Annotated in this window: 16 protein-coding genes; 7 read left to right on the top strand and 9 right to left on the bottom strand. The window is 49.9% G+C overall.

Translation table 11 applies throughout. The annotated features are described in order from the left end of the window. Positions 1-40 precede the first annotated feature (40 nt). Positions 41-520 (bottom strand): MarR family winged helix-turn-helix transcriptional regulator, encoded by a 480-nt coding sequence (locus ACMVME_RS00285; RefSeq protein WP_025203961.1) that lies wholly within the window; start codon positions 518-520, stop codon positions 41-43. 140 nt (positions 521-660) lie between these two features. On the opposite strand from ACMVME_RS00285, the gene ACMVME_RS00280 reads away from it, so the two are divergent. Together ACMVME_RS00280 and ACMVME_RS00275 are read left to right on the top strand one after the other, a co-directional pair. Then, positions 661-1,482 (top strand): alpha/beta fold hydrolase, encoded by an 822-nt coding sequence (locus tag ACMVME_RS00280; protein WP_014170403.1) that lies wholly within the window; start codon positions 661-663, stop codon positions 1,480-1,482. Between the two features lie 75 nt (positions 1,483-1,557). After that, positions 1,558-2,325, top strand: a complete 768-nt coding sequence (locus tag ACMVME_RS00275) for an alpha/beta fold hydrolase (protein WP_251858728.1) — start codon at positions 1,558-1,560, stop codon at positions 2,323-2,325. A gap of 106 nt (positions 2,326-2,431) precedes the next feature. Here ACMVME_RS00275 and ACMVME_RS00270 read toward each other — a convergent pair whose 3' ends face one another. Continuing rightward, positions 2,432-3,373, bottom strand: a complete 942-nt coding sequence (locus tag ACMVME_RS00270; RefSeq protein ID WP_251858729.1) for an MBL fold metallo-hydrolase — start codon at positions 3,371-3,373, stop codon at positions 2,432-2,434. 175 nt (positions 3,374-3,548) lie between these two features. Here ACMVME_RS00270 and ACMVME_RS00265 point away from each other — a divergent pair, with 175 nt between their 5' ends. Next, complete coding sequence (locus tag ACMVME_RS00265; protein ID WP_251858730.1) at positions 3,549-4,445, top strand: helix-turn-helix domain-containing protein; 897 nt, start codon at positions 3,549-3,551, stop codon at positions 4,443-4,445. A gap of 39 nt (positions 4,446-4,484) precedes the next feature. Here the strand turns inward: ACMVME_RS00265 and ACMVME_RS00260 are convergent, their stop codons facing one another. The 3 genes from ACMVME_RS00260 to ACMVME_RS00250 form a co-directional block, all read right to left on the bottom strand. Beyond that, positions 4,485-5,690 carry an NAD(P)/FAD-dependent oxidoreductase gene (locus ACMVME_RS00260; RefSeq protein ID WP_414743334.1) on the bottom strand — a complete coding sequence of 402 codons (1,206 nt, stop codon included), beginning with the start codon at positions 5,688-5,690 and terminating at the stop codon, positions 4,485-4,487. A gap of 136 nt (positions 5,691-5,826) precedes the next feature. Then, positions 5,827-6,579, bottom strand: coding sequence for a glucose 1-dehydrogenase (locus tag ACMVME_RS00255; RefSeq protein ID WP_251858732.1), 753 nt, complete (start codon positions 6,577-6,579; stop codon positions 5,827-5,829). A gap of 37 nt (positions 6,580-6,616) precedes the next feature. Next, positions 6,617-6,964, bottom strand: coding sequence for a MerR family transcriptional regulator (locus ACMVME_RS00250; protein ID WP_020882407.1), 348 nt, complete (start codon positions 6,962-6,964; stop codon positions 6,617-6,619). A 248-nt stretch (positions 6,965-7,212) separates the two neighbouring features. On the opposite strand from ACMVME_RS00250, the gene ACMVME_RS00245 reads away from it, so the two are divergent. Then, a complete protein-coding gene (locus ACMVME_RS00245) occupies positions 7,213-8,103 on the top strand; it encodes a GNAT family N-acetyltransferase (protein WP_251858733.1) in 891 nt (296 codons plus the stop codon). 247 nt (positions 8,104-8,350) lie between these two features. On the opposite strand, the gene ACMVME_RS00240 is transcribed toward ACMVME_RS00245, so the two are convergent. Beyond that, on the bottom strand, positions 8,351-9,553 hold the full coding sequence (locus tag ACMVME_RS00240) for a sensor histidine kinase (RefSeq protein ID WP_044868160.1): 1,203 nt from the start codon (positions 9,551-9,553) through the stop codon (positions 8,351-8,353). Further along, the gene (locus ACMVME_RS00235; RefSeq protein WP_047356792.1) at positions 9,550-10,236 is read right to left on the bottom strand and encodes a response regulator; all 687 of its coding nucleotides are present in this window, start codon (positions 10,234-10,236) and stop codon (positions 9,550-9,552) included. Before ACMVME_RS00235 ends, ACMVME_RS00240 begins: the two co-directional genes overlap by 4 nt. 105 nt (positions 10,237-10,341) lie before the next feature. Between ACMVME_RS00235 and ACMVME_RS00230 the strand changes: the two genes are divergently transcribed. Next, a complete protein-coding gene (locus tag ACMVME_RS00230; protein WP_068794692.1) occupies positions 10,342-11,118 on the top strand; it encodes a MipA/OmpV family protein in 777 nt (258 codons plus the stop codon). Positions 11,119-11,164: 46 nt separating this feature from the next. Here ACMVME_RS00230 and ACMVME_RS00225 read toward each other — a convergent pair whose 3' ends face one another. Beyond that, positions 11,165-11,422, bottom strand: coding sequence for a LysR substrate-binding domain-containing protein (locus ACMVME_RS00225; protein WP_237765322.1), 258 nt, complete (start codon positions 11,420-11,422; stop codon positions 11,165-11,167). Between ACMVME_RS00225 and ACMVME_RS00220 the strand changes: the two genes are divergently transcribed. Further along, the gene (locus ACMVME_RS00220) at positions 11,369-11,974 is read left to right on the top strand and encodes a helix-turn-helix domain-containing protein (protein WP_414743400.1); all 606 of its coding nucleotides are present in this window, start codon (positions 11,369-11,371) and stop codon (positions 11,972-11,974) included. The two genes, ACMVME_RS00225 and ACMVME_RS00220, sit on opposite strands and share 54 nt — an antisense overlap. Positions 11,975-12,076: 102 nt before the next feature. Beyond that, complete coding sequence (locus ACMVME_RS00215; protein ID WP_251858734.1) at positions 12,077-12,823, top strand: SDR family oxidoreductase; 747 nt, start codon at positions 12,077-12,079, stop codon at positions 12,821-12,823. 142 nt (positions 12,824-12,965) lie between these two features. On the opposite strand, the gene ACMVME_RS00210 is transcribed toward ACMVME_RS00215, so the two are convergent. Then, a complete protein-coding gene (locus tag ACMVME_RS00210) occupies positions 12,966-13,688 on the bottom strand; it encodes an SDR family oxidoreductase (RefSeq protein ID WP_014170418.1) in 723 nt (240 codons plus the stop codon). Positions 13,689-13,710 lie beyond the last annotated feature (22 nt).

The following is a 13,710-nucleotide window of genomic DNA, read 5'->3' as shown; positions in this document are numbered from 1 at the left end:
CACCAGACGTACACTTATCAGGAACCCGAATCCGCCTCAATCAGGATAGGTCATCGGCGTCCGGTTTCTGCGCACGGTGGATCTTGTCACGGATCTTATCAACTGATGCTTTGATGTCAGCAATGATGTCGGCGTCCATCCCAAGGGTATCCACAATACAGCGCGTGATAGTGCTGGTCTCGCTTTTCAGCGCCTCACCCTTCTCCGTTAGGTGGATAAGCACTTCGCGCTCATCCTTCGGATTGCGTGTCCGGGTGATCAACCCCGCAGTCTCCAGCCGCTTCAGTAAAGGGGTCAGCGTGCTGGACTCAAGAAAAAGAATTCCACTCAGTTCCTTCACTGTTCGCCCATCCTGATTCCACAAGGTGACCATCACCAGATACTGAGGATAGGTCAGGCCAAGCTTATCGAGCATGGGACGATAGAGCTGGGTAAAAGCATGTCCCGCTGAGTAAAGAGAGAAACAGAGCATACCGTGCACATCGGGCAGGGAATCCTCGGAAGTAGTGTGTTTAGTCATATGTCCTCCAGTCCCCCTAAAATAATTTGCATACGATTTAATTGCAAGCGATTGACAAAGGCAAAAAGGGCTGCCATATTCATTTGCACACAAATAAGTCGCACACAAACTAATAGCACAACACATGACAGGAGAACGAAATGACAACTTTCACCACCACAGACGGAACAGGCATTTTCTACAAAGACTGGGGTTCAGGTCAGCCTATCCTCTTCGCTCATGGATGGCCGTTATCGTCTGATGCCTGGGATCAGCAGATGCTGTTTTTCAGCCAGAAGGGTTTCCGGGTCATCGCACACGACCGTCGCAGCCACGGGCGTTCGGACCAGACTTTCCACGGCAACAATATGGATCAGTATGCGGACGATCTCGCTGAGCTGATTGAGGCGCTGGATCTGAAGGATCTGATTTTAGTGGGTCACTCAACAGGGGGCGGCGAAGTTGCTCATTATATCGGTCGTCATGGTACCTCACGTGTGGCTAAAGTCGTTCTGGTCGGCGCTGTCCCTCCTCTGATGCTCCGGACGGATGCCAATCCTGACGGCACCCCGATGGAGGTGTTTGATGCCATCCGCGAAGGCACGGCCAAAAACCGCTCACAGTTTTACTTCGACCTGACGGTTCCGTTCTATGGCTTCAACCGTGACCATGTCCCCACCAATGACGGGTTGCGGGAAAACTTCCGCAGAATCGGCCTGCAGGGCGGTATTAAGGGGCAATATGACTGCATCCATGAGTTCTCTGAAGTCGATTACACACACGACCTGCAACAGATTGATCGCCCTACTCTGATTATTCATGGCGACGACGATCAGATTGTCCCCATTAAGGCATCTGCACACCGCGCCGCTGAGATCGTCGCGAATGCAACGCTGACGATATATGCCGGCGGTTCACATGGACTGGCGGAGACAGAAGCCGATCGCTTTAACGCTGACGTACTGGCCTTTATTCGCAGCTAACAAGGTGGCCTGTTCCAGACAGGCCGCAACTATCATACGCATAGCCTTTAAACTGAATTGAAAAGAGGAACGATCATGTCCAAATTTGCTGCCTCCCTTGCCGTTGCCACCGTTTTGCTGTCTGCCAGCGCTATCGCAGAAACCACTAAGCCGACTGTTGTCCTGGTTCATGGTGCCTTTGCCGACTCTTCTAGCTGGAATGGCGTTACCCAAATCCTGCAAAAGGACGGGTATAACGTCGTCGCTGCGGCGAATCCGCTGCGCAGTGTTTCGACTGATGCGGCTTACGTCTCTTCCGTGGTGAACAATATTAAGGGGCCGGTCGTCCTTGTCGGCCATTCCTATGGTGGCCAGGTCATTACGAACACGGCCCGTGATACAAACAATGTGAAATCGCTGGTGTATGTCGCCGCATTTGCTCCGGATGCCGGTGAAGCGGCGGCCGACCTGGCCGGAAAATTCCCTGGCGGCACGCTTGGCCAGGCGCTCGCCGCACCGGTGAAGCTGGCTGATGGTAGCGTCGATCTCTCCATCGACCAGGCGAAGTTCCACCAGCAATTCGCACATGACGTTTCAGCTAAAGAGGCGGCGCTGATGGCCGCAGGGCAAAGACCGATTACCGAAGCGGCTTTAACTGAAAAGTCAGGTGCGCCTGCCTGGAAAAAACTGCCCTCTTACTTCATTTACGGTGACGGCGACAAAAATATCCCCGCCCAGGGTTTGCGATTCATGGCTGAACGCGCGGGCTCAAAACACACCGTGGTGATCAAGGGCGCATCCCATGTCGTGATGGTTTCTCATCCGCAGGACGTTGCCACACTTATTGAGGAAGCGGCGAAGTAAACATCTCTCTCCCCCCTGAACGCCATCCCTCGCTTGAGGGATGGCCGTATAAGTAATGCCTCTTATGTTCCTGCCGGTATCCGTGAAAATGACGTCAGCGGTATTCTTAATAATCCCAGGGACCCGGAATGCAACGGAACGTATCGCCATCGACAGCAACATGGCAGACAGACGGGAATGAGAGATGAGTAGCGATCAATGACTCCCTGTTATCTGCCAGTTCCTGCAGCAGACGAATGCGAAACTGTGCCGCTTCTTCGGGATAATGGTCGAAACCATTGAACCAGTCAGGATGTTCAAACCCAACCTGGAAAATAGCATCGCCGGCAAAGGTGAGTCGTTCCCCCTCAGAGGCCAGCCTTACCACGCTGTGTCCGGGAGTATGCCCGCCTGTACGAACGACACGCACGCCGGGTGCAACCTCGTATTCCTCTTCGAATGTGTGCAGTTGAGTCTGGTACGCTTGCAAAAACTGGGTAGCGGTTTGGCGGAGTGCTTCCGGGAAACCAGGCGGCATGGATACCTGTGAAAAATCGGGGTCACGCCAAAATTCCACCTCAGCAGCAGCGACATGAATGCGAAGGTCTGACCGCATGCGCGCTTTCACACCCTCAATAAGCAGCCCACCAACGTGATCCATATGCAGATGTGTGATAATCACATCCGTGACGCTGGCAAGATCTATCCCCGCTGACGCCAGGCGGTTAACCGTTCGCCCGGCGCGGGGTAAATCAGGGAAAGCCTCCCCCATCCCTGCATCAACCAGGATCGTCCGGTCACCGCTATGCACGAGAACCACATTTAATGCCCAGTCGAGAAAATCGGCAGGCAGAAACTTATCTTCAAACCAGTGGGTACGTTCGGAGCCCTCCGCGTTATGACCCAACATGGGTCCAGGTAATGACAACACGCCGTCACTGATCACCAGAACATCAATCTTACCGACCTGTAGTGCATAACGTGATGGCACCTTTTCATAAACGGCTTCCACATGCGAGGTACCATTAACAGGTGCTAACGACGCTGCATCATTCTTAGATATCGCCATATTTCCTCCGGACAACATAATTAATCGATTTAAGGGTATACACACCGTAGAAATGACTTTTTTCCCCTCTGTTATTTCCCATCATCAAAAATAAACATGCAGACAGAACACAATGAAACAGGGTTAAAACATCGCTATACTCTTATGATGCCCACTGTTATTAACAGGTATACTCATGAAAAATCATGACATTCCTCTTGACGATGCCGTTCATAAAATGGCTCAGGTATTAAAGAACCGACCTGAATTAGGCATAGACAGTGGAGATGCGCTGCAAATTCGCTGTTATCACTGGCCGCATGGGCCATTACATGAAACTATCCCGCCACTTGATCAACATGTGATTATTGCTCACGTTGGACATATGCAACGTGTTGAGCGAAAAACAGAAAATAAAATCGTTAAAAACACGATCCGGAAAGGCGCCATCACGACAATTCCTCAGGGAAGTACGTCTCGCTGGGATATTGCTGGTCTTGTAGATGTTATGCATTTATATATTCCTGATAATATTTTCGCCGATCTTCTGAATCAAATGGAGATACCCACTGCTGAGTTACTCTTACGCACAGCGCATTTTGATGAGACGGCATCAAAAATTACGCTGGCCGTTGCGGAAATCATTTCGGACAATAACAAAATTAACCAACTGCTCTGCGAGCACTTAACACTGTCATTAATATTACAGTTAATAAAAAACCACCCCAACACGCTGACAGTCGCAGGTCAGTCGCAAGGAGTATTGTCTTCGCGCGCATTAAAAATGGCGCTGGAAAAACTGGATAACAGCCCCATAGGTGATGTCACAATTAAATCACTGGCTTTTGAGCTGGGAGTTTCCTCAGCTCATTTCTGCCGTGCCTTTAAAAACAGTACCGGCTTAACCCCGTACGGGTGGCTTAAGCAGCGCGTAATGGAACGCGCTTTCCACGAGTTACAACACACCGATAAACTGATTACAGAAATTGCCATTGAAAGCGGCTATGGCTCGCAAAATGCATTTACCCAGGCCTTCAGAAAAATTACAGGCTTGACCCCCGGTCAATGGCGTGAAAAAAAGAACACGCGTTGATGCTGCCAGCCGCCAGGCAGCATCAACAGAGATGCCCTGTTACGGAACAATAATATAATCAGGGTTAGCAACAGAAAACATTTTCTCTCTGTCGGGTTCTGGCGGATAAATCCACTGAGTATTAATTTTCTGCTTTATTTTTTTCGCTTCCATGCCCTGGTACATAACCTGATGATCCCAGCCTTCCGTGTAGACCGCCCCCCATTTGCCCAGATCAAGACAGGTAACATATTTTGGCTGGCTGTAAGGATGCAGCGGTAATCCCAGTATTTCTGCTGCCGCGTTATGACCGGCGACGCGCCCCAGGCTCATCGCATGCTGGCAGGACATGACGTTATAATTACCTTCATCATCCGTATGAACTTTTACGGTATCGCCGGTAACGAAGATACCCCTGGCGGCAGGTGCCCGCAGATACGCATCCCCAATAACACGGCCCAGATTATCGTGGTCGCCCGGGATGAGCCCGGCTAACGCGCTGGCCCGCATTCCCGCCGTCCATATCACCGTTTTGCTGGGGATAAATTCATCGTCCGAAAGCATTACCCCCTCAGCATTGATTGCGCGCACTCTGACGCCCGTTCGAACAGTCACGCCATTACTGGCCAGCGCCTGATTGATGATCTCACAGGCATCCTCGCCCATCGCCTGACCAATTTTGTTCGAACTGTCCACAATAATAACCTGCAAATGGCGCTCCGAACCCAAGAGGTCTCTGAGGCGTTCCGGCATTTCAGTGGCGGTCTCAAGCCCGGTCAGGCCCCCACCGGCGACAACAACAGTATTTCGTGCGGGAGAATAAGGCTCTGAAGCTAACGACATGAGGTGTTGCTCCAGTTCATGAGCAGCATTCAATGAGTTCACATCAAAACTGTATTCCGTGATCCCCGGCAGTTCTGGGTGAAATGCCTGGCTTCCGGTGGCCAGTACAAAACTGTCAAAATTAACCGAGGTTTCGCCACTCTCTTTTTTTACCGAGATAGTTTTATTTTCTGCGTCAATATCGGTGACATAACCGGCAATATAGTGCACACCCGCAGCCTTAAGAACATGCAGAATAGAGGGTGCCATATTTTCCAGTACGGCTTCATACAATCTTGGACGAATGGTTAATGCGGGTTCCGGAGAAACCAAAAAAATCTCAATCCGACCATTTGCCTTTTCCATATGTACCAGCCTTGCTGCTGAAATGGCGGCCCACATACCTGCAAAACCCGAACCGGCAATAATAATACGTTTTTTCATAGCGATACCTGTTAACAGCGGATGATGAAAATGTCGTTACCGCACCAAGAGTAGTGAAAGTCAAACCTGCCTGCTCTAGCAAAATTGATGTGCTTTAATCAAATTTGATGTTTTTTTATCAGCGCTGCGCGCGCCGCTAAATTTGCCCCATCCCGCCATCGACAGACAGGTCGATACCCGAAATAAAACTGCTTTCATCCGATGCAAGAAACAGCGCTGCCGCGGCCACCTCGTCAGGTTTGCCTAAACGACCTAACGGAATACGACTTGCGATGCTGGCGTCAAAAATCTCGCGATCGCTCAGGGAAACGCCCATTTTACTGATAATCGGTGTGGCGACGGGTCCTGGGCTCAGGCAATTCACGCGGATCCCACGGCCTTTAAGGTCGGTCGTCCAGCTGCGGGCAAAAGATCGCAGCGCGGCTTTTGAGGCGGCATAGATAGTGTGTCCATCGAACCCTTTATAATGCGCAATGGAGGACGTTAATATTATCGAACCACCGTCGGACATTAACGGGAGGGCCTGTTGCACGGCGAAAAACGTCCCTTTTACGTTGATATCAAACTGAGTATTAAAATCATCTTCGGTGGAGGCCGGGAAATCGGAAAGCACAATAACGCCGGCATTTGCAAACATCACATCCAGCTTGCCGTACTTTTCGTTAATAATACGAAAGAGGTTTTCATGGCTTCGTATGTCACCGATATCGTGTTGTATTGACAGTGCATTATCGTCACCGAGTTCATTCATCGCCTGCTGCAGGGTTTCTGCATTCCTGCCAGTGATAATCACCTTTGCACCTTCTTCACTAAACCGTTTAGCCGTGGCCAGTCCGATACCGCTACTGCCTCCGGTAATTAACGCGACTTTATTGTCTAACTGTTTCATGATGATATTTCCTGTTATTACTGCTCAGACAGAGCGATCACTCGTAAGCGTGAATACGCGTGGCAAGTGTATTTCTGCGTTCATTAAGTAATTCGATAAGCGTGTCCAGTGCCCGAAGTTTTTCTCTGTGCTGGGCCAGACACTGGATAAAACGTGCATCATCCATGTCGCTTACCTGAGAAAACTTTTCCAGCTCTGCAATCTGTCGGGTACTGAACCCACATTTTAAAAGCGAGATTATCCATCTCACTTTCTCGACGTCTTTCGCGTCGTAATTCCGATAACCGTTGTCCAACCGCTGAGAAACAATCAGTCCTTTAGCTTCATAATGTCTTAGCACTCGGGTGCTGACGCCAGTGAGCGCCGCCAGTTCAGATGGTCGCATACCTTTCTCCTCGTCATAGATGCACTCTACAACATTGACACTAGTGTCAATGTAAAGAGCATAGCGTTAGCTGGAATGTAAGCAGATATTTCCTGAGACAGGCAAAATTAACTCCGCCAACGAAGATTGCAGCAATCTTGATTTTGCCTTGACCGTTTATTGATTAACGGTCGGGATAATCAGCCTGTTCAGACAGAACTGCCCGGGGCTGACAGCGCCCTCTGATGAGATTGCAAGGAGAAACAATAATGGGCTTCAGACATTCGCTTTTTGGATGGGAACGTTCACACTTCACGCATTACCAGGCGGCTTATTATAAGTACGGCGGCAGTGTTAATACTCACCCCGACATTATCAATTTCTTTATGCAGAAGAAGGAAAAAGATTTCGCATTCTGGCATTACCGACGCGATGGCGAGATCACCGCAGCGTACTTTACCAGTGATGAAAATACCTTCGGCCTGAATGTCTGGCGCGATTACCCGGTATCTTATGATGAAATTATTATCCCCATGGCTGCCGATCAAAAAATCGTTCTGCCAGTAAAAACAAACCGGCTGTCTTCATCGCTGCGTGGGAATATAATAAATGCCACCTATGCTTTTCGTGAAAAACGTAAGGTTTGCCTGATTAAAACGTCTTTCTCAGGTAAAACGGTGAAAAAAAGAAATGGAGAGCTAAAAAAAATGCTGGCTGCGGGCGGAGAATGCATACCGCTCAGAGAGATGTCACCGGCGGATATTGCTGATATTTACGTGCATCTCTTCAGGCTGCGTTTTGCTGACAGCGTCAGATGCTATAACAGGAAAAACATCACTGAACTGTTAACCGCCCTGCCACATATGGTCACCGGCAATGTACTTTTCTTTGAAGGTGCCCCCGTTGCGATAGATCTCGTACTGTGTGCCCGTAGTGAAAAAAGCCTGTATTTTGATGTTCCTAACGGTGGGATTGACCCGTCGATCACCGCATTCAGCCCAGGAAGTCTGCTCATGTGGAAAAATATTGTTGATGCACGAGAAGTGTGTCGCGATGAAAATAAGGCAATGCAATTTTCAATCGGATTGTACGATAAAAAATGGGACTATAAACTGCTTTGGGCCGAAACCCGGCCTACAGGTAAATCATTGGTTCTTTGAACTGTATTCGCCGCCCTGCCCTTAACAATTATTTATCTCCTTTCGGCGCATCCAATAAAACAATAATGATAATCTGAAATATGACAATCACCGGTGCGATGTACAGTAAAAAACAACCACATCGTACCATTTTACGAAAGGCAGAAAGCAGTGAGAGAAGTAATTCAGGTGACATGGTAAACCCCCGTTTACCATGTATTTAAACTCAATTTTTACAAGATTCAGTTCACCCTTTGTTAAGGAACCGTCAATGCTGTTCCTTTTCGCTTAGCGGTATCGTCATCGTGAACGATAGCCCTCCGCTGGCATTCCGTTCTGCAAAGACAGTACCGCGATGCGCCTCGCATATCGCTCTGGCAATAGAGAGCCCAAGGCCGGATCCACCGGTATGTCGTGAACGAGACTGCTCCTCACGCACAAACGGTGAAAATATGGTTTCAAGCAGTGCGTCCGGGACTGCCGGACCGTTGTCGCGGAAAATAACGGATACCTTTTTATCGCTGACATGATAACGAATATCCAGGATGCCCCCTTCCGCAGCGTAACGCAGAGCATTGTCCATCAGGATCAAAAAGACCTGGCCTATCCGGTACGGATCAACCCGACAGGTCACAGATTCCCCCTCATGGTAGATAATGTTCACTCCCACCCTTTGGGCTGAAGGCATCGTCCATGCCACTTTCTCACGGATTATCTGGTCCAGGCTGGTTGATACCAGGCTCAAATTCAACTGGTTGGCATCAGCCAGTTTTAACAGATGCAGATCGTCAACCAGTCTGTTTAAATCATTCATCTGCTGCATGATCATGTTCAACTGGGCCTGACTGGGTTCAAATACGCCGTCCATAATGCCCTGCAGACGACCGATGGCAGCCGTCAGCGGCGAGCGCAATTCATGTGCCATGATCACATGCGATTTTTTCAAATCTTTCTCGTAGCGTTCCAGCTGCATCGACATCCCGTTAAAGTTCTCGCTGAGGCTACGCAATTCAAGCGGCAGATTGTCCGGGACGGGCACACGGGTCCCAAACCCGCCTTCAGCAACAGACCGTGCCGCACCGGCAAGCCGGCTAATATGATGGGATATGGGGCGCGCTGTTTTCAGCGTAAGCATAAAAATAATCGGTATGAATATCAGAACCAGGATGCCAAGAATCACCCAGTCCTTAATCCCCATCGTCGGATCTGAGTAGGACAGCCCATACCAGGTGTCGATAATTTCATGATAGCGGTTGATGTTCTGTTCAGGGTGCTTGCTCAGAACTGAGAGTTCAGCCCTGACGGCCTCTGGCATCCGGTAGGCGTGCCATTTGTTTTCAACAAAAAATCGCACCCACATAAAAAAGGCGATAAGAATAATACTTCCGACTGCCAGAGATATCAGCCGCTTGCATATCCAGTTCCACAGCGTACTCGGTTCGCCTCGTGGAGATAACGTAAACTTTTTCATGCATTTGCAAATCGGTAACCGATCCCTCGTACGTTTATCAGCAAATCAGTCTGCCCCGCTGACTCGAGTTTTTTTCGCAAGTTATAGATATGCGTGTCCACAACGCGCTCCAGGGCTTCACTTTCTGGGAGACACGCTTCAAGAAGCGCCTGACGGGTGAAAGCCTTATTCGGTGACTTAAGAAATGTCATCAGCAGCAGCAGTTCCGTCGGCGTTAAATCCAGCGCTGTCCGTTGCCCGTTATCGCTCTCAACGCTTACCGTCATGGACTCTGTATCTGCCTGCAGTCCCCGGTACTCAATAAGCGTGCTGCTGCGCTCGCCGGAATAACGACGGAGTACAGCATGGACTCTGGCGACCACCTCACCCGGGTTATAGGGCTTCACCACATAGTCATCCGCGCCAAATCGCAGGGCACTGATTTTGTCGCTGCCGTCGCGGATGGCGGTGATCATAATCACGGGAATATCACTGCGCCGGCGCAGGGCCAGCAGAACATCGTTCCCGCTCATGCCGGGTAACATCACATCCAGCAAAATAATGTCGGGCTTCCAGCTGAATGCCAGTTCGAGCCCCCGGTTACCGCTGCTGGCCGAAGAGGTCTGAAACTGATCGCGCTTAAGGTAAGCCTCAAGCACATTCGCGGCATCCAAATCGTCTTCAATAATTAAAACACGTTTCACATTCGCACCTTGATGGAATCTTGATTAAATCTTGCAGGAATATTGATTGACCGCCCGCATACTCCGCAATTCATAGATATAAGCATAATTCATTCAGGAAGTTTTATGAAGGAAATAAAAATCGCCTTAGTAACACTCATCGCAGCATCGTTCGCTTCACAGGCATCATCAGATAAAAAAGCATCTTATGTCACGATTGGCGTGGGTTCACAATATGCGCCTGAATATACCGGCTCGAATAAATATGATGTCAATACGCTGCCGTATTTCGGATGGACTTACGATGACTGGTCCGTCAATACCGACAAAGGCATTGTCTATTCCCATCAGTTCAGTAATGGCGTTTACCTGGGGCAAGCTCTGGGGTATTCCCTTGGCCGCACGGATAGCGGAAACGCCTGGCTTCAGGAAGGTTCTGATAAACTTAAAGGTATGGGTAAGATTAATACCGTAATGAATACCACCACCACGGCAGGATGGTGGATAGCACCCTGGATAGGCTTTGAGGGAAATATTACGGCACCGCTGACTGAAAGCCAGGGAATGCAATATAAAATTAAACTTAATGTCGTTCTTTTTGCTAACGACACAGATACTCTGCTAATCAGTACCGAAAGAAAATACGGCGACGCACGGTATAATAATACCTGGTTTGGGGTGAATGAAAATCAAAGTACCCATTCCGGATATAGGCCTTTCAACGCGGGTAGCGGATTAAACAGTGTGAATTACGATATTAACTGGCAACACACATTTAATGATAACTGGTCCGGCTATGCGGATTTAGGGTATATCACGCTTGCAGACCGTGTAAGCAGCAGCCCCATTGTGCAAAAGGATGAATATCTTCTCTTTACCGTCGGGGCATTTTATACATTCTGATGCAGGATATCGGTTATCTGGTGCTCTGACCGCCAGATAACCTGGTTTACTGCGTTTTAAGCTTATTAATAAACCAGCGTCCGGCTGGCCCTGGAGGATATTGCGTCATATGTACCGCATGCATGGAAAAACCAGGGCCAACATCGGGTTGCATCTCCAGGTTCAGGATAACCAGTCTGCCATTAGCAAGATCGTCCTCAACCATAGGCAAAGGCATATAACCCCAACCGAAGCCCGCACGCAAGAATGCATGTTTTGCCCCCATGTCACCCAAACGCCACGTCTTAGCCGACATCACACCAATATTGGTGTGTCCTTGATGCAGGATATTGAGCTGCGGGAAGTGTCGGGCGAACGCGATGAAACACTGTCAGCCCTGCTGGAACTTATGCGCGCAGAGCTTTATTTTCAGCACCCACCCAGTGGACCTTACATCCAGGGTATCGCTCAAGCCCTTGCCGTACATCTCTCCCGTGCTTACCGGACATCGGCAAAGCGACACCACGGCGGGTTGCAGGCATATAAATTACACCGGGTATTTAAGGCGATGCATGAAGAGCTGGCTCTCCCCTTCGACTTAGCACGTCTGGCTGGCCTTGCCGAGCTTAGCGAATTCCATTTCAGCCGGGTCTTTAAACAGTCTACCGGGCTTTCGCCTTCCCATTATTTTATCCGCTTGCGAATGGAAGAGGCGCGCCGCCTGTTGTCCGAGACAGAGGATTCGATGATCAGCATTGCCCTGACCGTGGGCTACAACAGCCCCAGCCATTTTGCTGCCATATTCCGCAAGCACACCGGTATTTCGCCCTCTCAGTATCGCCACGAAAATATGCGTAGCAAAACACCGACAGTGTGAGCAAACCACCGCGCGAAGAGAGTGCCTTTTGCAGACATGATTGACCCGAACTTCAGATGTTCTTTGCTGAAGCGCTGAAACAAACGCATAAGAGGATCAATCATGGAACTCAACGGTAAATCAGCCATCGTGACCGGTGCATCAAGCGGTATCGGCGCAGCCACCGCCATTAAATTGGCCAGAGAGGGGGTCAAAGTGGGACTCGCGGCCCGCCGCCGGGATCGTCTCCAGGCGCTGGTGTCAGAAATCAAGGCCTTCGACGGAGAAGCCATTGCGCTGGAAATGGATGTGACTGACCAGGCGTCAGTCTTCGACGGCGTGAAGAAACTGCACGACGCCTATGGCCACATTGATATCGCCTTCAACAATGCCGGACTCATGCCCATTTCAGACATCGCCAGTCTCAAACTGGAGGAGTGGCATCGTATGGTTGATGTCAATATTAAGGGCTTAATGAACACGGTTGCCGCGGTACTCCCTGTGATGCAAGCGCAAAAGTCAGGGCATATCATCAATACGTCCTCGATTGCGGGCAGAAAAACGTTCGCTGGACTCGGGGTATATTGCGCGACGAAACATGCGGTAGCCGCATTTTCAGATGTATTACGCATGGAACTTTCGTCTCAATACAATATTCGCGTAACCTCACTTCAGCCAGGCGCGGTTGAAAGTGAATTATTCGAGCACATTACTGACGAAAACTACCGTGCACAGATGGAAAACCTGAAGGAACACATGACGTTCCTGAAGTCAGAGGATATTGCTGATTCCATCCTTTATGTGCTGCGCGCGCCGGACCATGTCGACGTGGCAGAATTGTTCATCATGCCCACAGAGCAGCAGTGGTAAGTTTGTCATGCGGGCCAAACCGGTTGTCTGGTCCGCGTTATGACCTTTTCAATACACATACAATTTTCACCCTGCACTCTGTGACGCGACAAAAAAAAGCTGCCTTACAGGCAGCTTTCGTGGTGAATATGCGTTAGCCAGTTCAGTTCGCAGACGCGGTAGGTCGAATCGTGATTTCTGTTGTATCAACATTTTCAGGCGCTTCAATCACTTGCCGAACAGCGCGGGCAATATCAGCCGGCTGGAGTGCAATGGAACGGTATACCTCCATTGCCGCCTGCGTTTCCGGATGAGTAATGGTCGAGGCAAGTTCGCTTTCCACCACACCGGGGTTGACGCAGGTGACACGGATGCTGGCACTTTCCTGTCGCAAGCCATCTGAAATCGCCCGAACGGCGAACTTTGTGGCGCAATAGACGGCGGCTGTCGGCACCACAGAGAGCGCGCCGATAGAGCCAATATTGATTATCTGACCGGAGCCCTGCGCTTCCATGGTGGGAAGCACGGCGCCAATCCCCCATAGTACGCCCTTGATATTCACATCAATGGTACGTTCCCATTCATCATATTTACCCGCTGCCAGCGGAGAAAGGGGCATTATTCCCGCGTTGTTGATCAGAACGTCAATACGCCCCCACGTAGTCAGTGCCGCCTGCACGAAATCAGACATCGACTGGCGATTTGTGACATCCAGCTCGCAGGCTTCAGCATGCCCGCCTGTACTGCGGATTTCTGCAGCGATAGCTTCTATACGATCTTTCCTGCGTGCCCCAAGTAACAACTTCGCGCCTGCATTGCCAAGCTCTCGTGCAATACCCTCTCCGATACCGCTGGATGCACCGGTGATCAAGATGACTTTATCCATGATTTACTCCTTCAGTTGAGTT

The sequence above is a fragment of the Enterobacter cloacae complex sp. 2024EL-00711 genome (genome assembly GCF_047529885.1).
GTDB lineage: Bacteria > Pseudomonadota > Gammaproteobacteria > Enterobacterales > Enterobacteriaceae > Enterobacter > Enterobacter ludwigii.
Note: the sequence above shows the minus strand (reverse complement) of the source record. Positions and strands in the feature narration are given on the sequence as shown.

Excerpts from the sequence above, each read along its gene's own strand:
- ACMVME_RS00220 (WP_414743400.1), top strand. The coding sequence starts at position 11,369 with ATGTTTTGCCCCCATGTCACCCAAACGCCACGTCTTAGCCGACATCAC.
- ACMVME_RS00245 (WP_251858733.1), top strand. The coding sequence starts at position 7,213 with ATGGGCTTCAGACATTCGCTTTTTGGATGGGAACGTTCACACTTCACG.
- ACMVME_RS00210 (WP_014170418.1), bottom strand. The coding sequence starts at position 13,688 with ATGGATAAAGTCATCTTGATCACCGGTGCATCCAGCGGTATCGGAGAG.
- ACMVME_RS00215 (WP_251858734.1), top strand. The coding sequence starts at position 12,077 with ATGGAACTCAACGGTAAATCAGCCATCGTGACCGGTGCATCAAGCGGT.
- ACMVME_RS00270 (WP_251858729.1), bottom strand. The coding sequence starts at position 3,373 with ATGGCGATATCTAAGAATGATGCAGCGTCGTTAGCACCTGTTAATGGT.
- ACMVME_RS00280 (WP_014170403.1), top strand. The coding sequence starts at position 661 with ATGACAACTTTCACCACCACAGACGGAACAGGCATTTTCTACAAAGAC.
- ACMVME_RS00285 (WP_025203961.1), bottom strand. The coding sequence starts at position 520 with ATGACTAAACACACTACTTCCGAGGATTCCCTGCCCGATGTGCACGGT.
- ACMVME_RS00250 (WP_020882407.1), bottom strand. The coding sequence starts at position 6,964 with ATGCGACCATCTGAACTGGCGGCGCTCACTGGCGTCAGCACCCGAGTG.
- ACMVME_RS00265 (WP_251858730.1), top strand. The coding sequence starts at position 3,549 with ATGAAAAATCATGACATTCCTCTTGACGATGCCGTTCATAAAATGGCT.
- ACMVME_RS00230 (WP_068794692.1), top strand. The coding sequence starts at position 10,342 with ATGAAGGAAATAAAAATCGCCTTAGTAACACTCATCGCAGCATCGTTC.
- ACMVME_RS00255 (WP_251858732.1), bottom strand. The coding sequence starts at position 6,579 with ATGAAACAGTTAGACAATAAAGTCGCGTTAATTACCGGAGGCAGTAGC.
- ACMVME_RS00260 (WP_414743334.1), bottom strand. The coding sequence starts at position 5,690 with ATGAAAAAACGTATTATTATTGCCGGTTCGGGTTTTGCAGGTATGTGG.
- ACMVME_RS00275 (WP_251858728.1), top strand. The coding sequence starts at position 1,558 with ATGTCCAAATTTGCTGCCTCCCTTGCCGTTGCCACCGTTTTGCTGTCT.
- ACMVME_RS00240 (WP_044868160.1), bottom strand. The coding sequence starts at position 9,553 with ATGAAAAAGTTTACGTTATCTCCACGAGGCGAACCGAGTACGCTGTGG.